At 45.8% G+C, this 18,328-nt stretch carries 15 protein-coding genes; 9 read left to right on the top strand and 6 right to left on the bottom strand.

Going from position 1 to position 18,328, the window contains the following annotated elements:
* Nucleotides 1-95 precede the first annotated feature (95 nt).
* Nucleotides 96-1,670, top strand: coding sequence for an Rne/Rng family ribonuclease (locus ACYPWY_RS00170; protein WP_459683193.1), 1,575 nt, complete (start codon nucleotides 96-98; stop codon nucleotides 1,668-1,670).
* 70 nt (nucleotides 1,671-1,740) lie between these two features.
* On the opposite strand, the gene ACYPWY_RS00175 is transcribed toward ACYPWY_RS00170, so the two are convergent.
* Nucleotides 1,741-3,471 (bottom strand): phosphoenolpyruvate carboxykinase, encoded by a 1,731-nt coding sequence (locus ACYPWY_RS00175; RefSeq protein ID WP_459683194.1) that lies wholly within the window; start codon nucleotides 3,469-3,471, stop codon nucleotides 1,741-1,743.
* 249 nt (nucleotides 3,472-3,720) lie between these two features.
* Between ACYPWY_RS00175 and ACYPWY_RS00180 the strand changes: the two genes are divergently transcribed.
* The 4 genes from ACYPWY_RS00180 (at nucleotide 3,721) to ACYPWY_RS00195 (ending at nucleotide 9,046) form a co-directional block, all read left to right on the top strand.
* Nucleotides 3,721-5,037 carry a hypothetical protein gene (locus tag ACYPWY_RS00180; protein WP_459683196.1) on the top strand — a complete coding sequence of 439 codons (1,317 nt, stop codon included), beginning with the start codon at nucleotides 3,721-3,723 and terminating at the stop codon, nucleotides 5,035-5,037.
* A gap of 152 nt (nucleotides 5,038-5,189) precedes the next feature.
* Entirely contained in the window at nucleotides 5,190-6,353 is a 1,164-nt protein-coding gene (locus tag ACYPWY_RS00185) for an imelysin family protein (protein WP_459683198.1), read from the top strand.
* Nucleotides 6,354-6,394: 41 nt separating this feature from the next.
* Nucleotides 6,395-7,897: a di-heme oxidoredictase family protein gene (locus ACYPWY_RS00190; protein ID WP_459683199.1), complete on the top strand. Its 1,503-nt coding sequence runs from the start codon at nucleotides 6,395-6,397 to the stop codon at nucleotides 7,895-7,897.
* A 3-nt stretch (nucleotides 7,898-7,900) separates the two neighbouring features.
* A complete protein-coding gene (locus ACYPWY_RS00195; protein WP_459683201.1) occupies nucleotides 7,901-9,046 on the top strand; it encodes a cytochrome c biogenesis protein in 1,146 nt (381 codons plus the stop codon).
* 471 nt (nucleotides 9,047-9,517) lie between these two features.
* Here ACYPWY_RS00195 and ACYPWY_RS00200 read toward each other — a convergent pair whose 3' ends face one another.
* The 5 genes from ACYPWY_RS00200 to ACYPWY_RS00220 all read right to left on the bottom strand — a co-directional run bounded on the left by ACYPWY_RS00200 (nucleotide 9,518) and on the right by ACYPWY_RS00220 (nucleotide 13,089).
* Entirely contained in the window at nucleotides 9,518-10,075 is a 558-nt protein-coding gene (locus ACYPWY_RS00200; RefSeq protein WP_459683203.1) for an outer membrane beta-barrel protein, read from the bottom strand.
* A gap of 247 nt (nucleotides 10,076-10,322) precedes the next feature.
* Nucleotides 10,323-10,724 carry a hypothetical protein gene (locus ACYPWY_RS00205; RefSeq protein WP_459683204.1) on the bottom strand — a complete coding sequence of 134 codons (402 nt, stop codon included), beginning with the start codon at nucleotides 10,722-10,724 and terminating at the stop codon, nucleotides 10,323-10,325.
* Between the two features lie 35 nt (nucleotides 10,725-10,759).
* Nucleotides 10,760-10,942 carry a type II toxin-antitoxin system HicA family toxin gene (locus ACYPWY_RS00210; RefSeq protein ID WP_459683205.1) on the bottom strand — a complete coding sequence of 61 codons (183 nt, stop codon included), beginning with the start codon at nucleotides 10,940-10,942 and terminating at the stop codon, nucleotides 10,760-10,762.
* 213 nt (nucleotides 10,943-11,155) lie between these two features.
* On the bottom strand, nucleotides 11,156-12,385 hold the full coding sequence (locus ACYPWY_RS00215) for a M16 family metallopeptidase (protein WP_459683206.1): 1,230 nt from the start codon (nucleotides 12,383-12,385) through the stop codon (nucleotides 11,156-11,158).
* A complete protein-coding gene (locus tag ACYPWY_RS00220) occupies nucleotides 12,385-13,089 on the bottom strand; it encodes a DNA alkylation repair protein (RefSeq protein ID WP_459683208.1) in 705 nt (234 codons plus the stop codon). The genes ACYPWY_RS00215 and ACYPWY_RS00220 overlap by 1 nt, the downstream gene beginning before the upstream one ends.
* An 80-nt stretch (nucleotides 13,090-13,169) precedes the next feature.
* Between ACYPWY_RS00220 and ACYPWY_RS00225 the strand changes: the two genes are divergently transcribed.
* The 4 genes from ACYPWY_RS00225 to ACYPWY_RS00240 all read left to right on the top strand — a co-directional run bounded on the left by ACYPWY_RS00225 (nucleotide 13,170) and on the right by ACYPWY_RS00240 (nucleotide 18,323).
* Complete coding sequence (locus ACYPWY_RS00225; RefSeq protein WP_459683209.1) at nucleotides 13,170-13,373, top strand: hypothetical protein; 204 nt, start codon at nucleotides 13,170-13,172, stop codon at nucleotides 13,371-13,373.
* 75 nt (nucleotides 13,374-13,448) lie between these two features.
* On the top strand, nucleotides 13,449-13,838 hold the full coding sequence (locus ACYPWY_RS00230; protein WP_459683211.1) for a DUF6769 family protein: 390 nt from the start codon (nucleotides 13,449-13,451) through the stop codon (nucleotides 13,836-13,838).
* A gap of 199 nt (nucleotides 13,839-14,037) precedes the next feature.
* Nucleotides 14,038-15,207, top strand: a complete 1,170-nt coding sequence (locus ACYPWY_RS00235) for an efflux RND transporter periplasmic adaptor subunit (protein ID WP_459683212.1) — start codon at nucleotides 14,038-14,040, stop codon at nucleotides 15,205-15,207.
* Nucleotides 15,208-15,218: 11 nt separating this feature from the next.
* The gene (locus ACYPWY_RS00240) at nucleotides 15,219-18,323 is read left to right on the top strand and encodes an efflux RND transporter permease subunit (protein WP_459683214.1); all 3,105 of its coding nucleotides are present in this window, start codon (nucleotides 15,219-15,221) and stop codon (nucleotides 18,321-18,323) included.
* The last annotated feature ends 5 nt before the right edge of the window (nucleotides 18,324-18,328 follow it).

Raw genomic sequence — 18,328 nt, forward strand, 5'->3', positions numbered from 1 at the left:
AGTTTGTTCTTTGCGTGTTTGAACAAACCGCGCGTGGAACTACTGTCCTGTTTAATGAAGAAATGACAGGATTACGAATGATTTACAAATGATTTATGAATAGCGAACTTATAATTGATGCCCAGCTTAAGGATGTTTCAATTGCCGTGCTCGAAGACAAGAAACTTGTCGAGTTACAAAAAGAAGCAAGGGATGTTCCTTTTACGGTTGGGAGTGTTTATGCAGGGAAGGTAAAGAAGCTTATGCCCGGCCTGAACGCTGCTTTTGTGGATATTGGATACAAAAAGGATGCTTTCCTTCACTACCTTGACCTCGGGCCCCAATTCAAGTCGATAGACAAGTTCTACAAGCAAGCCCTCGCCGACAAGAGAAAATTCCCCCAAATCTCGAAAATGCCGTTTGAAAGCGACATCGAGAAAGATGGAAGCATAACCGATATACTGAAAATAGGCCAGGAGATTTTGGTGCAGATAACCAAAGAACCCATCTCGACAAAAGGCCCCCGCCTGACTTCCGAAATATCTTTTGCCGGACGTTATTTGGTGCTGATACCTTTCAACAACAAAGTTTCGGTTTCGCAAAAAATAAAAACAAAAGAAGAACGGGCGCGCCTGAGGCAACTGATACAGAGCATCAAGCCAAAGAACTTTGGCGTGATTGTGAGAACCGTAGCCGAAGGGAAAAAAGTAGCCGAGCTCGACATAGAGCTAAAAATACTGGTAAAACACTGGGAAGAAAACCTCCCCAAAATTCAGAAAAACAAATTACCGACATTGGTTTACGAAGAAACAGCGCGTATTGTGGCGCTTCTTCGCGATGTTTTCAATCCGGGTTTTTCCGAAATACACATCAACGACAAAGATACCTACAATCAGGTAAAGGACTACATCACCATTATCGCTCCCGAAAAGAAAGATATTGTGAAATTGTATTCCGGCGAATTACCCATTTTCGACCACTTTGCCGTTACAAAACAAATAAAAGCGCTTTTCGGTAAAACCGTAACCTTCAAAAACGGCGCTTACCTGATAATAGAGCATACCGAAGCCCTCCACGTGATAGACGTCAACAGTGGCAACAGGGCCAAAAACCAGCAACTGGGACAGGAAAATAATGCCTGGGAAGTAAACTCCTCGGCAGCGGAGGAAGTCGCCCGCCAGCTCAGGCTGCGCGATATGGGAGGCATCATTGTCATCGACTTCATTGATATGGGCGACAGCGAACACCGTGGCCGGTTGCTCCAGAAAATGACCGAATTGATGGCCAACGACCGCGCAAAGCACAACATACTCCCCCTGAGTAAGTTTGGGCTGATGCAAATAACTCGCCAACGCGTGCGACCCGAAATGGAAATAACTACCACCGAAATATGCCCCACCTGCTTTGGCAAGGGCGAAATAAAACCATCTTTATTGTTTACCGACAGCCTGCAATCGAAAATAAGTTACTTGGTGAAAAAGCTTCAGGTAAAAGATTTCAGCCTGCATGTCCATCCATACGTGGCCGCCTTTATCAACAAAGGACTTATCTCGCTGAAATGGAGATGGAAATGGAGATACTCAAGCAGTATGAAAATAATACCCAACCAAAGCCTCGCATTTCTGGAATACCACTTCTACGATAAAAATGCCGAGGAGATTGACCTCAAGCAGGAAATAGAATTGAAGTAAAAAAGGGGCAACGCACGCGTTGCCCCTACATAAACATTCGGACGCATCAATTACGCACCCCTGCAATTTTCTATTCATTTATCATGCTAAACAATTCTTCGGCAGCTTCGCGCGGACCGTTTTTGGTTTGGCCGTCGATGGCTAGCGAGGTATGTATTTCGCCGATTTTTGTTCCTTTGCTTTCCAAGGCTTTGAAGAATTTCCGTACCAGTTTTTCGGCTTTTTCCCGTTCCTGTACCGGTCCGAACGGATTGGCGAAATAGGATTTCACCAGCCCTTTTTCGGTGGTTGTTCCCTTTGCTTTTCTGGCTCCGGCTTCAAAGGTTTCGATGGCCGAATCGAGGTTGGCGAAGAGCTTTATTTTATCTACCGCTTCGGCGTAGTTGTTGGCATACAGCATGTAGTCAACGGTGTAGCCCTTCGATATGATTTCGTAGGTCGAGATGGGGATGGTTACGCGGGCGTTCACCCGGTCGGGGTTGGTATATATCCCCCTGTCCAACTGCTCGAAGGCATAAGTGGGATCCAAATCATCCGTGCGGACAAAGGCGCCTATTTCGGTACCGTAGCCTTTCACTATGCCGTCTTTTTCGAGTTGCAAATAGCCCATATCGTCGAAAATAATACGCATGTGGCGGATATATTTTTCGTTGAGCGTGCGGAATGCTTCGAGGCTTTCCGATTTTCCGGCTCCGCTATCGCCCATGATAATGATGTTGGCTTCTTTTCCGTTTTTCAATGCAATATTTACCATCGCCCCGTGGATAGGCAAGTTGCCATTCTCCATTTGCTTGATATTGTGCAATGTCAACAGCATTTTCTTCATGTAGCCAAAATAGTCTATATCGTCGCAGTAGTTGGCGTATCCTATCAGGATGTCGTTCTTCTTGTCCTTGTAGTAGAATGTGCGCTTTTCTTCCTCTCCATCAGGATAGCCGAAGACATAAATCAAATCGGGTTTTTTGCCGATATAGTCATTTTCCTTCGCCAGTTCAAACAAATTGGCCAGGCCTAATCCATGACACATAAAGTCTTTGTGGAAATACACGAACGCCAGCAAGTTACCCACCTTTGCCGGATAAAGGAACCAATCGTTTTCGTCCAACACAACGCCTTTTAGCGGATTGGATTGATGTTCCTGAAAAATTCCGTCCCGTGTATTCTTTTTGGTGTACGAAATGTAGGGCGGATTAATTACCACTGTTCCGATGAAAGGAATAGCGCTCAGTCCGTTATATTCTACCGGACAATTCCAGCTAATATCGTTAAGCATCAGCCCGGCGTTGGCTCCTGCTACCAGTTGCCTGTAAACACGGTGATTGTATCCCATTACGGTTTCTTCGGTACGCCGGTAAATCGACAGAATCAGCTCGTTCAACAAGCCGTTGGCCTGAATAAAACGCACGTTTTGCAATCCGTCTCCCAGGCGGTTGTTGTGCACAACGGTTACACGTTCCAGTTTTCGCCAGAAAGAATACAGTAACTCTATCAATTCAATGAATATATTCTTATCCTTAAAGAAAGGAGCGTATTTATTATTCATTGTCAGAAGTTCCTCTATTTCACATACATTCAGCAGTTTTACGACCTCGATAAGTGAATTGACCAGTTCTTCGTCCGATTTAAAATCCTTGATAAAATAGTCGTAAATAATCTGGTTGTCTTTCTTTATTTTCTTCACAAAAGTTTCAACAACACTATGAAACGCATAGCTACTCAATATTTTTTGCCTCGAATCGCAATACTTCAACGTGAAGTTTATAATTGCGCGGCCTCTACTTAAGGTAAATTCCTTTTGCATTTGATTTATAGTTTTATGGTTACTTTTTACTTATCAGATGTTTACAAGCTAATTAGCTTAATGAATTAGCGCTGCAAAGATATAGCAAAAATAAGAGAACGGTAGCTTTTTGATTCTATTTTTGCTTTTAAAAAACACAAATCATCATATCTAAGTATTTTAACGGCAACAATTCATAACTTTTAGGTATTGCCGCCCGAGAGAATAACGAATAGCTTTGCAGCTGCTAATTTATATTATACAGAACAAATGAAATACACATCAATTTTTCTTTCGCTATTGGCCATTACCTGCCATCTACCGGCGCAAACTGTCGAAATAGGAGAGCTAACAGAAGAAGTAAACGAGCCTATATACGTGCAGAATGCGCCATCGAAGTTGCGACTGGGCGGATATGGAGAAATTGCAATGACCCGCAATTTTTTTAGCGATAATATCAACCGCTACACACATGCCGCCGACTATAAAAATGCCGCCGGTCATGGCAGATTCGATATACCGCACGTAACTTTTTCGGTTGACTACGATTTTGGCAATGGTTGGCGGATAAGTTCCGAAATAGAGTTTGAACATGGCGGAACAGAAGCCGCCGTGGAACTGGAAGCAGAAGAAGCCGGTGAATACGAAACCGAAGTGGAACGTGGCGGCGAAGTAGCGCTGGAACAATTCTGGGTCGAAAAAACATTCAACAGAGCGATAAATCTGCGCTTGGGGCATATTATTGTTCCGGTTGGACTGACAAACGGCAACCACCTTCCTACACAGTTTTTCACCGTCTATCGTTCGGAGGGAGAGAATACCATACTTCCTTGTACATGGCACGAAACAGGCGTCAGCCTTTGGGGAAATATCGGCAAATGGCGATACGAGGCTATGCTCTTACCCGGACTGGACTCGGAATTGTTCGGCAGACAAAACTGGATTAAAGACGGCTCGGCGTCGCCTTACGAATTTAAGGTAGCCAATACCTACGCCGGAGCGCTCCGCCTCGATAACTATTCGATAGCAGGTTTGCGCATGGGAGTAAGCGGTTACTACGGATACAGTTTCTCGAACAGCATTTTGCCCAGCCAGGCCGACAGGTACAAAAAAGTAAAGGGAGCCGTAGGTATATGCTCATTCGATTTTGAATACAAAGGCTACAATTGGGTGGCTCGCGGCTATTTCGATTATGGGCATCTGGGCGATTCCGAAATTATATCGGCCTACAACAAGGGGCTGCCAAAGCTGTCGCCGTCGGCACGCACCAATGTGGCTTCCGATGCCTTAGCTACCAGCGTGGAAGCGGGCTACGACATATTTTCCCAAGTGAAGGAAATGGCAAAACAAAAGCAGAAGTTTTTTGTATTCGGCAAATACGAATACTACGACCCGATGTATAAAACAGCAAGCAATATTACCGACAACGAATGGTGCGGACGCCAGCGGATAGTGGGCGGCGTAAATTACTACCCCATCAAAGAGGTGGTTATCAAAGCCGAATATTCGTCCGGCATCCTGAAAACACAATACAACAACGAAAACAGCATTTCCATCGGCGTGGCCTATGCCGGATTTTTTAATTAACAACAGCCCCCCCCACCCCCCGTAGGGGGGATTCAAAGCCTCCAAAAGCTTTTACCTTTTCCTTTCTCCTTTTGGAGAAAGTACCCGTAGGGGGATAGAGGCCGGGGAGGTTGGAGGGGCTGCTGAATTTGAAACTTTAAACTTAAAAATAAATGAAGAGATTTTTTAAACTCCCCGCATTTGCGCTGCTTGCAACAGCAATGGCTTTTGTCGCCACATCGTGTAGCGATAGCGACAGCGACATTTTTGATACCGAAAAAGAAACGGCCCTGTCGCAGGCCATACCGCAGTATGTAAACAATACGGTGATTGCCACCTACAAGTCCTTGGCCGATGAAACCATTGACTTGCACGAAGCGCTTGTGGCATTAAGAGCCGACAAAACAGATGAAAACGTGCAGATTGCCGCCAACGAATGGATAAAAGCCCGCGACTACTGGGAGCTGAGCGAAGCATTCTTGTATGGCGCTGCAAGCGATTTTGGCATCGATCCGCATATCGACACCTGGCCACTGGCAAAAGACGAACTGTTGGCGTTACTAAAAAACGATAGCCAGATAAACGGAATGGATTCGGAAGAAGGAGATGCTTATGTCGGCGAATTTTTAGGAAAAGGATTGCTGGGCTTTCACGGCATCGAATACATCTTGTTTGAAGCAGGCGGAACCAAAGCGGCGAGTAGAATCACCGACAAAGAATTGGTATATGCCATTGCCGTATCGGGAGACTTGCGCAATCAGTGTTTCCGTTTGGAAGCTTCCTGGGCAGGCCTCGACAAGGTTTCAGCCGAAAAACGCGAAAAGCTGGAGGAACTGGGACTGCAAGTTACAATCACCGGCGGACGCAGCTCCTATGGCGACAATATGCTCAATGCCGGAAAAGCCGGTAGTGGTTACGTGAGTGTGGTAGATGCCGGTCAGGCCATCATCGAAGGCTGCATCACCATTGCCGACGAGGTGGCTACCACGAAGATTGGTCAACCGCACACCGGCGAAGATGTCAACTACATCGAATCGCCTTACAGCTTCAACTCGAAAGTGGATTTTATCGGCAACATCAAAAGCATCGAAAACACTTATCTGGGAGGAGCTGACGCTGCCAGAAGGGGCGCCTCTATCAGCGATTATATCAAAAAGATTAATCCGACACTGGACACACGGGTAAAAAATGCGATAACCGAGGCTATTGCCAAAATTGATGCTATCCCCTATCCTTTTGCGCAGAATTTCACTTCGCCAAAAGCTGGAGAGGCCATGGATGCATGTAACGAACTGGCCGAAATATTGCAGGAAGTAAAAATAGCTTTAAATAATTAATACAGAGTGTCTGAAAAAGGCGATATAAAAAAATGATCGACATGAAAAAAAATAATTTGTACTTAATATGCTCGCTTTCGCTTATCTTTGCCGCGTGCAACGACGATGAAAAAGGAGGCGGTGATTCATCAACCCTCCCTTTATCGGAAGAATATTATTCGGGAGGACTGCTGGGCACAACATTCAACGAAAGCAACTTTTCGTACGAACAGCCAACTCCCGCCGTAGAAAAAGACCCGCTTATGGCAAGAAGTTTTAAATATGGCGAAGCGCTTTTTGAGAAAGAATTTACATCCAATACATCGGGGGTAAGAAGTGGCTTGGGGCCGGCATCTGTCCGCAGCTCCTGCGTTACCTGCCACCCGGGATACGGACACGGAAAGCGCATGGAAAGATACCGCTCCAAAGATTATGGAAACGGATACCTGCTGGTTGTTACCGACGAAAACGACAATTACATCTCTCAACTGACAGGGATGCCCCAAACTCAAGCGGTTGCTCCTTTTTTGCCGCCTATCGACGAGTCGGGCATCCACATCGACTGGTTGAACCATATCGACGAATACGGGAACAAATTCCCCGACGGCGAAACGTATAGCCTGATATATCCCGAAGTAACTATCGACCGCTCGGCATTTAACGTTCCCGTACCCGATTTCTACAAGGTACGATTAGAAGCAACCATCGGCGTTTACGGAACAGGCTTGTTGGATGCCATCCCCGACGATTCGCTGCTGGCGCAGTACCAATACGAAAAGAGCAAGGGCTTTATCCTCAACGATGCGAAATACCAGCCCGAAAACTTCATCAAAGAAGTGGACGGAACTTCGCACCCGGGACGTTTCACCTACGGACTTACGCGCGGCACTTTACAAAACGGCCCCGGCGCCAATGCCATCTGGAACATAACCAACGTAACGCGTTCCGACCGCCGGTACCACTACATTACGGCGGCTTATGCCACTGCCATGTCGCAGAACACAGCTATTCAGCAGGCATTGAATAAAACAGAGGCCGAAATCTACAACGATTTAATGGCCAGAGACCTGCCGGTTGAAATGAGCGATCAGGATTATATCGACTTCATGGTTTGGCACAGAGGCTTGGCAGTTCCGGCAGCGCGCAACCTGGATGATGCTACCGTACAAAAAGGAAAGAAGAATTTCTACGAAATAGGCTGTGCCACCTGTCATCGCCCATCGTGGAAAACAGGTCCGGACGATTACGCAGGCGATCCGATGGTGAAAGGCAAATTGCCCCAATATCCCTATCAGAAAATATGGCCATATACCGATTTGTTGCAACACAAATTAGGGATGGTGAACGACATCCGCACAGGCTGGTGCCGCACAACGCCTCTCTGGGGACGCGGACTGTCGGAAAAGAACACAGGAGCAAGCGACCACTTGCACGACATGCGCGCCCGAAACTATGTTGAAGCAATTATGTGGCATGGCGGCGATGCGGCACGGTCGAGGGATAAGTTCCATAAACTGTCGAAGGAAGACAGGGACGCATTGGTTAAATTCCTTGAAGCTATTTAATGTATGATGATGAAAAACCGAACGATTAAATACTGCGTATCAGGAGCATTGATAGCCTTGCTTATAAGCATGGCAGCGGCTACCATGCTGGAAAATTTATACGGGCGCGAAACGGTTATGCGCTGTATCTATGGCTCGTGGTGGTTTGTCGTTCTTTGGGGCATACTCAGTATGTCGACCATCATTTACATTATTCTCACTAAGTTATACAAGCAAAAGGCAGTGTTTTTACTACACTGCTCTTTTCTTGTTATACTGACCGGCGCCCTGATTACTTTCGTATCGGCAGACAGGGGATACCTCCATATCCGCCAAGGTCAGATACTAAACTATTACCTCTCCGAAGAGGACGAGACCAGGCAGCAATTGCCTTTTGATGTTAAGCTACTGGTTTTCGATATTGAATACCATCCGGGCACGGACGATCCTGCCGATTTTACCAGCTTCCTGATAGTTGACGGCGAAGTCTGCAAGGTGTCGATGAACAAAATATACCGGCACAAAGGCTACCGGCTCTATCAGTTGTCGTACGACAGCGACGAGGAGGGCAGCGCCCTGCTAGTGAACCACGACCCTTGGGGCATAGCGGTTACATACGCCGGTTACATCCTGCTGGCCATCGCCGTCTTGTGGCTGCTCTGGCTGCAGATTTCGTGGAAAGGGCTGATTGGGATTGCCGTCCCCGTCGCCATGCTGTGGTACTACATTTCGCAGATGAACCCGATGACGCCCGTGTTGCGTTCGCCGATGCTGGCAGCGCATGTATCTATTATTATGGCCTCGTATGCATTGCTCGTTGCCATTACCGTAGTGGGAATTATAGCCCTGTGCTCGAAAAAGAAACGGGAAAAGCTGTACCGGTGGAATGTAAAATTGCTTTATCCGGCGGTATTCCTGCTGGCGACAGGCATCTTTCTGGGGGCAGTATGGGCAAATATATCCTGGGGACGTTATTGGGGCTGGGACGCCAAAGAAACCTGGGCGCTCATCACCCTGATTATCTACGCCATTCCGATGCACAGAAACAGCTTCAAGGTTTTTCGTTCGCCCTACCACTTCCAGCTGTATTGCAGCCTTGCACTATTAGCCGTAGCCATGACCTTTTTTGGCGTAAGCTTTTTGCTTGGGGGGATACACAGTTATGTGTGAATATTGTCTGAATCATGATGCGTAGGGGCGAAATAGTTGTAGCCCCTACGATATTTTACACAAAATTTATCGACACAAAAAAACGTGTGAACAATGAGGTAATGTGGTTAAATTACACGTCGTAATACATTGCTACTGAGGCTATTTAGTTAAATGAAATGAGGTGGGAATGAGGTTTTTTATGTACATACCCACCATCTGTCATTGCGGGCGCCGACCCGCAATCCCCTGAGCATGGAACAAACCTCGTGCATTGCAGAACCTCTCAGTAGAGACGTGGCGCGCCACGTCTGTATTCCGCGTCCGTATTTCGTAGGGGCGTATGGCACACGCCCGTTGCCGCGAATATGTATTTTGTCCCCTGCGGGACTAAACACCTGGTTTAGCTGGCGCAGATTTTACAGAGCGCATAAAAAAGACTGTCCCAACTGATGGGACAGCCTTTATTTTTATTATAAAGCGATTCTATTCTTAGAATACAAGACTTATACCGAACAAAACATTGCTAAGGTCGAGGTTTAAACCAAAGGAACTTCCTTTAGGGCCATCCTTAAACTCCAAACTTTCGTAACCTAAAAATCCGAATTTACCGGTTAAGCTTATTTTTTCCGATACGTTCAAGGCAACTCCTGGACGGAAACCAACTTCAAATCCGGTAGCTTTAACATCAGCATCTTTGTTTTTGGCTTGAGTATAACCAATTCCACCATCTACAAAAAGTCCACCAACATTGCCTTTCAATACTGAATAACGTACAAAAGGAGCAATCACGATAGTTTGTTCTTTACCTGCAGCATCCTCTTGTTGTCCGAATCCAACGTTAATACCAACACCTATTTTGTCGTTTACAACATAACCAAATTCAGGAACAAGCTGATAGCCTGTGTAGTCACTGCTAACTTCACCAACCTTTGTGCTGGAAGAAGAAAAACCAACGCTACCGCCAATCCAAATTTGTCCTGGTTGTTGCGCCGATGCCGATGCGGAAATACCCAATACAACGACCAAAGTCATCATCAATTTTTTCATAATTCTTAAATTTTTGAATGAATAAATTTTTGTAAATTTCATATTTGATTATCAAATATAATATACAAAGGTATGAAATAAAATATAATACCCGCTGATTTTCATGAGAAAATTTGGAAATGAAGCCTGATTTTGTAAAAATAGCTTGGGAATCTCCTGCTCATATCAGCAACCTTACCGAAAGGCATAAGCAGTAAATTTTTTCATGCGTTTGCCCTAAGGGGGAGATGCCTCACTATCAAAAAAATTAAGATACGGATAATAATTCTTTCCCCAATTTATGTAAGCCCGAAATTATTTTTTCACGCTGTTCCTTTCTCGGCTTTTTCAGGCCCGAACTGTAATGGCTCAATTGCGAAGCGTTGATGCCGGACGCTTTTGCCAGCGCTGTTTTTGTTACGGTTCCATCAATGTATTTCAATAAGGCTTCAATGTCATATTCAAATACCAGTTCATATTCTTCTTTTAAAATATCCGGCATAGTTTTTCCATGTTTTAACAACACTTCTTTGAAAGTATCTAATGCCGCTTTGGCATCTGCTTTAGCGCTTTCGAGCGTTTCACCAAATCCATAGACATTCGGAATTTGGTCAAATGATACGCCATAACCGTCTTTACCTAATTCTAAAATTACTCTGATTTGTTTCATAATTCGTATAATTTATATTTTTAGAGTCCAAAAGGCTATCTAATTCCTAATTCTTTTAAGATACTGTTGCATGTCCCTTTCGGAACCTCTTTTGAGCCGTGATAAGGGATGATAATAATTTTCCCGTCCTTTTCGTAAACCCTGTGGCTTGTGCCATCCTGATATAATAATTTCGCCCCTGCTTTTACCGCTTTTCTGTTCAGTTCCGACGATTTCATATCTTATATTCTTATTCGACACCGTAAAGGTAAGTAATTATTTACCTTTATACAAGTGAAATGGTAATTATTTTTATACTGTTTCCTCTAACCCATTCTTTGCTGGCGCGGACATGTTGTCTGTGTCTTATATGCCAATTCGTTGTTGGACACAGGTTACAAGCCTGCGCCAGCGAGCGTGGACATCGTAGGGAATAGCACATACAAGCTTCCCTACACATACAACAACCTGAATAACCGCTTCTCGTCAAGTATTTCATTCGCAACTTCCAGTAGCGATTCTGCTGTGATGGCCTCTATTTTGAGGAAGCTTTCTTCCAGCGTATCGTATTGGTTGTAGCGCATAATTCCTTTGCCGAAGGACAGGGCAAGGCTCTCGCGATTGTCGCCGGCGATGGCTACTTGTCCGCTTAGTTGTTTTTTGGCCGTGTATAGTTGCATGGTCGATAGCTTGGTATTCTTCAATTTTTCCAGCTCTTTTTGCACAAGATGAATACATTTCTCGACATATTGCTTGTCGGTTCCGAAGTAAATGGAGAACAGGCCTGTATCGGAGTAGGTTGTCTGGCTCGATTCCACATTATATACATAGCCTCTTTTTTCGCGTAACGAAATATTCAGGCGGCTGTTCATCCCCGGCCCGCCCAGTATGTTGTTTAGCAGGTGCAGGGTTCGGCGTTTGGGGTCGTGCAGGCTATACGAGCGACTGCCTATCATAACGTGTGCCTGTGATGTATCTTTGTCCTCGCGACGAGTAACCGGATTTATCTCCAATGGGGCTAAGCGTTGGCTTGACAATGCTTTCGCCAGCAGTTCCGACAAGTATTTTTCGCCCAGCCTGACCACTTTTCGGAAGTCGGTTCTGCCGATAGAAAAAAAGACGATATTGGACGGAATGTAATGTTTTTCGATGAAAAGGCTCGATTGATGGCTGCCGAAGGTTTTCAGCAGCTCGGGTTCGCCCAGTATGTTATGTCCCAGTTGAGAGCCTTTAAATACCAGATTCTCGAATTCGTCGAAGATTAGTTCCGAGGGACTGTCTTCGTAAGAGTTGATTTCATCGAGGATTACGTCTATTTCTTTCTCAATTTCGGCTTGGGGAAATTGCGAGTGGAACGTTAAATCGGATAGCAATTCAAATGCCCGTTCGAAATGCTGTTCCAGAAAGACCGAGTAGATAACCGTCTCTTCCTTGTTGGTATAGGCATTCAGCTCGCCCCCGACTACTTCCATCCGGCTTATGATGTGGTGCGACCGACGTTTCCGGGTGCCCTTGAAAAGCATGTGCTCGATAAAATGCGCCATTCCGTATTCATCCGTTTCCTCGTCCCTGGTTCCGGTGTTTACAATGAAACCGCAATAAGAAACATCGGAGGGGATTTGCTTATGTGCAATTCGGAGGCCGTTGGCAAGCGTATGAAGCTGGTAGTTTAAATTCGTCATTATTTTTTCATATAGTATGCCCGTTCTTCGGGCGAAAATTTTTCGATAGAATACCGGAGCATGGTGCGCGGCATGGTTTTATAATGGACATCCAGAAAGCCAATAAGCGCGCTTTTATCCTGCTTCCCTGCCTCGCGAAGCATCCAGCCGATGGCTTTGTGCATCAAGTCGTGCGGATGATGCAGCAGTTTTTCGGAAAGCCGGAAAATATCGGTCAAATCGCCTCTTCTGATAAAAGCAAAGGCGCTGACTATGGCAATTCGCTGATCCCACAAAAGCGTGCTGTCGGCCAAATTGTAGAGGATGCTTCTATCGCTTTTATCGACAAGGTATTCGCCCACAATATCCTTTGAACTCAAATCGACCAAGTCCCAGTTGTTTATGCGGGTGGTTTGCGAGAGGTAAAAATCCACGATTTTTTTTCGCTCGTCTTCCTGCTTCTCTTTTTTGAATCGCTCAACTAAAATCAACAGCGCGCAAAGACGGCATTCGTGGTATTCGTTGTTCAGCAGTTTCGCCAATTCATCGAATGTGATTTCCTTGTTCGCTTTGGCCACTTTGCGTACATCGGGCACCACCACGCCCAAAAATTTATCGCCTTCGCCATACTGCCCTTTCCCCGTTTTAAAAAAGTAGGGCAGAAATTCCCTTTTCTCCGGTGTAGAATAGGCGGTAAGTTGTTTTTCTATCAATTTTGCTGTCATATCTTCGCTTGATTTTGATTCAAATATAGTTCAATAATTTTAAACTGAGAAATAGAAAGGGGGATGATACAGGGTAAACCATGAAAAATTTTAGAACTACTGTTACGGATGAGATTCCTCCCTTTGGTCGGAATGACTCGCCTATTGGCGGTTTAAGGGACGGGGAAGCGGCGGCTTTGCCGCCGCTTCCCCATCTCATCTCCCAAAAAGGAGACAGTCATTCCGACCAAAGGGAGGAATCTCCTGCTCATATCAGCAATTTTATCGAAAGACATAAGCGGTAATTTTTCGTGCGTTTGCCCTAGGTTTTTCCCTCCTCATTTGCACTTCTCAATATTTCCGCCTATTTTTGCAATTGTATGTTCAAACGATTGTCCATATTATTTGTGTTTGCTGCTATCTTGGCTTTGATGGCGCATGTGGTTATTCCCCATCACGAGCATGGCGAAACCGTTTGTTTTGAACAGACGCATACGGATACCCCTTTTCAGGATGAAAACGAGGAAAATGCACATGCTTGCTGCTTGGATACGCAAGATGCTATCCGCGCGCAGGACGAGAATCAGTCGGCTTTTGGCTGCCATGATGTATGCTGCGATTTTCACTTTTCTCCGGTCTTGGTGTTTTTCGGAAATTTCTTCGATTTCGATTACAGCCAGCCGGAAGTAATCAATAAACCTTACTTCAACCTATACACTTCGGCAGAAATTGACGCTGCCAATTCTCTTCGTGGGCCTCCCCAAGTTTAACAGAATCGCTAGTCGCTATAATTTAGCACACGGATTACACAGAATATACTGAATAACACTTTTTTTTATTCGTATAAATCTGATAACCGGTTGTGTTAAAAATAAAACCGTGTTTATCTGTTTATTCTGTGTAATCCGTGTGCTAATTGCGAGGAGCGACCATCAAATTTACCCTTAGCTTACTTTTAAAATAAATTATATGAAATATTTAGTATATCTGTTGATGTGTTCATCAACACTGTATTTTTCGGCTTGCGGAACGAAGGCTGCGGCATCGGATGAAGAAAAAGCCGAAGAACAGGCCCACGAACACGGTGAAAACGAAGAAAATATAATCATCTTCACACCCGAACAAGCCGAGAACATCCTCGATTTTAGCGTTGAAACCCTAAAGCCGCAGGTGTTTTATCAAGTAGTGAAAGCATCGGGACAAATATTGTCTGCCCCGGGCGATGAGGTGCTGGTTTCGGCCACCATGAGCGGCATTGTAACCATATCCGGCTCCAAGTTGGTGGAGGGGATGCTGGTTTCAAGGGAGCAACAACTGTTTTCGGTTTCAGGCAGCAGCTTGTCCGAGAACAACCATTTATCGCGGTTAAATGAGGCAAAAGCCGTTCTGGAAAATGCCAAATCAGAATATGAGCGGGCTTTGTCTTTGGTTCAGGAGAACATCATTTCGCAAAAGGAATACCAGCAGCTAAAGCTGGCTTACGAACAAGCCGAACTGAATTATAAGACCCTTTCCACCGGAGTTTCGGCAAATGGGAAAGCGATAACAAGCCCCATGAACGGCTATGTAAAAAACATCCTTGTTCAATCGGGGCAATATGTCGAAATAGGGCAGGCCTTGGCAACGGTTACCCAGAACAAACGCTTGGTGCTAAGGGCGGATGTATCTCAACGCTACATGCCCTTGATAAAGAACGTTCAAACGGCCTCTTTTGCCACACCCTACGACAATGCCGTGTATGATTTATCCGATTTAAACGGGAAATTACTGTCTTTTGGCAAAAGTTCGGATGGCAACGCTTTTTATACGCCCGTGAGTTTTGAGTTCGACAACCGGGGGGATGTGGTCGAAGGTTCTTTTGTGGAAATTTACCTCAAGGCGCAACCGGTGGCCGATGCTCTTGTGTTGCCCATCTCCGCTTTAATCGAAGAGCAAGGCCGGTTTTTTGTATTTGTTCAGCAGGAGGACGATGACGATGAATACCTGAAAAAGGAGGTCGCCGTAGGCGCTTCCGATGGATTGAACAGGCAAATCCTGAGAGGGTTAAAAGCCGGTGAAAAGGTAGTTACGAAGGGCGCTTATGCCATAAAACTGGCCTCGTTGCAGGGGGCGATGCCCGAACATTCACACGAACATTAAAATGAGAAAACATGCTGAATAAAATAATACAATTTTCGCTGCACAACCGGATGATTGTGCTGCTTTCATCGCTATTGTTACTGCTGGCCGGTGTGTATGTCTCCATAAACATGGAGGTAGATGTGTTTCCCGATTTGAATGCACCGACTGTGGTAGTAATGACGGAGGCCAACGGAATGGCGCCCGAAGAAGTGGAACGGTTGGTAACTTTCCCGATAGAAACGGCGGTGAATGGCGCTACGGATGTCCGCCGCGTAAGAAGTTCTTCTACTACCGGTTTTTCGGTGGTTTGGATCGAATTTGAATGGGGCGCCGATATTTACAAGGCGCGTCAGATTGTGAGCGAGCGAATTGCAGGGGTAAGCGGACAACTGCCCGGCAATGTGGGCGCTCCCACGCTTGGCCCGCAATCGAGTATATTGGGCGAAGTCCTTTTCATCGGGCTGAGGGCCGATACAACTTCCTTACAGGATTTGCGAACCTTGGCCGATTGGACAATCCGTCCGCGGTTACTGGCCACCGGCGGCGTAGCTCAGGTGTCGGTTATTGGCGGTGAAATCAAGGAATATCAGATTTTGCTCGACCCTTCCCGCGCCCGCGCATACGGTATTTCTATCGAAGAAATTGAGGAGGTTGTTCAGGACATGAACCTGAATGCATCGGGCGGCACACTGTATGAATACGGGAACGAATACATTATCCGGGGAATTGTTTCGACCGATAATGTAGAGGAAATCGGGAAAACAGTCATCGTCAACCGAAATTCAAATCCGGTGCTTTTATCGGATGTTGCCGACATCCGAATCGGGAATAAATCGCCCAAACTGGGTATTGCCGGCGAAAAAGGAGAACAGGGCGTCATCCTTACGGTAACAAAGCAGCCGAATACCAATACCCTTGAATTGACCGCAGATTTGGACGAAATTGTAGAAGATCTCCGGAAAAATCTTCCCGAGGATGTTAACTTGAGTACCGACATTTTCAGGCAATCGCGGTTCATCGAAAATTCGATAAATAATATTCAAAAGTCTTTAATCGAAGGCTCTGTTTTTGTGATTATCGTTCTGTTCCTCTTTCTGATGAATTGGCGCACGACGGGTATTTCGCTGATTGCAATGCCCTTGTCGTTAATCGTAGCTGTTCTGGCGCTGAAAGCGATGGGATTGACCCTCAACACCATGAGCCTCGGAGGAATGGCCATCGCCATCGGCTCGCTGGTTGACGATGCCATTATTGACGTTGAAAACGTATTTAAGCGGCTTCGGGAGAATCATAAAAAACCGCTGAACGAAAGAATACCCTCTTTGACCGTTGTGTTTGAAAGTTCCGTTGAAATCAGGTCTTCTATCGTAAAAGCCACCCTGATAACCATTGTAACTTTTATCCCTCTGTTCTTCCTGAGCGGTATGGAAGGCCGTATGTTGCGCCCGCTGGGCATTTCGTTTGTGGTGTCGTTGTTTGCCTCGCTGTTGGTCGCGCTGACCTTGACGCCCGTTTTGTGTAATTACCTGCTCACCGACGGCAGCATGTTGCTGAAACACGAAAAAGAACCCTGGCTTTCGCGCACACTGAAAAAGAGCTACGAACGTTTGTTGGGAAAAGCCTTGCAGCATAAAAAGACATTGCTCGCTTCTTCGGGAGGAATATTAGCTGTTGCCTTGATTTCGTTGCTGTTTATCGGACGGAGTTTCTTGCCCTCCTTCAACGAGGGGTCGTTTACTATTTCGTGTACAACAATACCCGGCATATCGCTCGAAGAATCCGATAAATTGGCGCATAAAGCCGAAATGGAGATACTGGAAATACCCGAAGTAATAACAGTCGGGCGCAAAACCGGCAGGGCCGAACTGGACGAACATTCGTTTGGCGTAAATACCTCGGAAATTGAAGTCCCGTTTGAGCTGAAAGACCGTTCGCCGGAGGAAGTCTTGGCCGATATACGCGGACGATTGGGGAAAATTGGCGGCATGAACTACGAAATAGGACAACCCATTTCGCACCGGATAGACCACATGCTTTCGGGAACAAGGGCGAATATTGCCATCAAACTTTTTGGCGAAGACATGACGCAACTCTATTCAACGGCCAACGACATTAAAGCATCCATATCCGCGGTAGAGGGAATTGCCGACCTCAATGTGGAGCAATTGGTGGAATCGCCCCAGCTGCAAATAAAACCCAAACGCGAGATGCTTGCAAAATACGGCATTCCGGTGAATGAATTTACGGATTTTGTGAGCACGGCATTTCAAGGACGAATTGTATCGCAGGTGAATGAAAACGGACGCATCTTCGACTTGACATTGAAAGCGAACGACGATACCCGCCTTGATATGGAATCCATCGGCAATTTAATGCTGGATGCCCATATTGACGATGGAAGCGGCGTTTTGAAGAAAGTTCCGCTATCGTATGTGGCCGATATTGTGTCATCGTCGGGGCCAAGCGCCATCAACCGCGAGAATGTTCAGCGAAAGATTGTGATTTCGGCCAATGTTGCCGGACGGGATTTGCAAAGCGTGGTGGAGGATATACAGAAAAACATTGATGAAAAAATAAAATTGCCCGAAGGATACCACATTGTGTATAGCGGACAATTTGAAAGTGCGTCCTCGGCTTCTCAAACACTGGTCATATCGTCCCTGTTTGCTTTAATTGTGATTTTCGGCTTGTTGTATCAGGAGTTTAAGAGCAGTAGAATGGCTATTTTGGTGCTTATCAATCTTCCCCTGGCATTGATTGGGGGCGTTGCGGTGATTTGGATGACTTCGGGCGTGATGAGTATTCCGTCTATTATCGGCTTTATTTCTTTGTTTGGAATAGCTACCCGCAACGGGATATTGCTGGTGTCGCATTACGAAAAACTGTTGCACGAAGGACACGACCTCCATTATACCCTGATACACGGCTCTATCGACCGCTTGAATCCTATTCTTATGACGGCCTTATGCTCGGCCTTGGCGCTGATTCCGCTGGCTCTGGGAGGCGATTTGCCCGGAAACGAAATTCAAAGTCCGATGGCGCAGGTTATTCTGGGTGGATTAATCACTTCTACCTTGCTCAACGGCTTTATTATTCCCGTTGTTTATTCGTTAATTAAAAAGAGAAGGGCCTGATTTCA

Source organism: Viscerimonas tarda (genome assembly GCF_054601255.1).

Coding starts and splice junctions, on each gene's coding strand:
- ACYPWY_RS00220 (WP_459683208.1), bottom strand. CDS start 13,089: ATGACAGCAAAATTGATAGAAAAACAACTTACCGCCTATTCTACACCG.
- ACYPWY_RS00210 (WP_459683205.1), bottom strand. CDS start 10,942: ATGAAATCGTCGGAACTGAACAGAAAAGCGGTAAAAGCAGGGGCGAAA.
- ACYPWY_RS00230 (WP_459683211.1), top strand. CDS start 13,449: ATGTTCAAACGATTGTCCATATTATTTGTGTTTGCTGCTATCTTGGCT.
- ACYPWY_RS00185 (WP_459683198.1), top strand. CDS start 5,190: ATGAAGAGATTTTTTAAACTCCCCGCATTTGCGCTGCTTGCAACAGCA.
- ACYPWY_RS00205 (WP_459683204.1), bottom strand. CDS start 10,724: ATGAAACAAATCAGAGTAATTTTAGAATTAGGTAAAGACGGTTATGGC.
- ACYPWY_RS00225 (WP_459683209.1), top strand. CDS start 13,170: ATGAAAAATTTTAGAACTACTGTTACGGATGAGATTCCTCCCTTTGGT.
- ACYPWY_RS00195 (WP_459683201.1), top strand. CDS start 7,901: ATGATGATGAAAAACCGAACGATTAAATACTGCGTATCAGGAGCATTG.
- ACYPWY_RS00240 (WP_459683214.1), top strand. CDS start 15,219: ATGCTGAATAAAATAATACAATTTTCGCTGCACAACCGGATGATTGTG.
- ACYPWY_RS00170 (WP_459683193.1), top strand. CDS start 96: ATGAATAGCGAACTTATAATTGATGCCCAGCTTAAGGATGTTTCAATT.
- ACYPWY_RS00190 (WP_459683199.1), top strand. CDS start 6,395: ATGAAAAAAAATAATTTGTACTTAATATGCTCGCTTTCGCTTATCTTT.
- ACYPWY_RS00215 (WP_459683206.1), bottom strand. CDS start 12,385: ATGACGAATTTAAACTACCAGCTTCATACGCTTGCCAACGGCCTCCGA.
- ACYPWY_RS00175 (WP_459683194.1), bottom strand. CDS start 3,471: ATGCAAAAGGAATTTACCTTAAGTAGAGGCCGCGCAATTATAAACTTC.
- ACYPWY_RS00200 (WP_459683203.1), bottom strand. CDS start 10,075: ATGAAAAAATTGATGATGACTTTGGTCGTTGTATTGGGTATTTCCGCA.
- ACYPWY_RS00180 (WP_459683196.1), top strand. CDS start 3,721: ATGAAATACACATCAATTTTTCTTTCGCTATTGGCCATTACCTGCCAT.
- ACYPWY_RS00235 (WP_459683212.1), top strand. CDS start 14,038: ATGAAATATTTAGTATATCTGTTGATGTGTTCATCAACACTGTATTTT.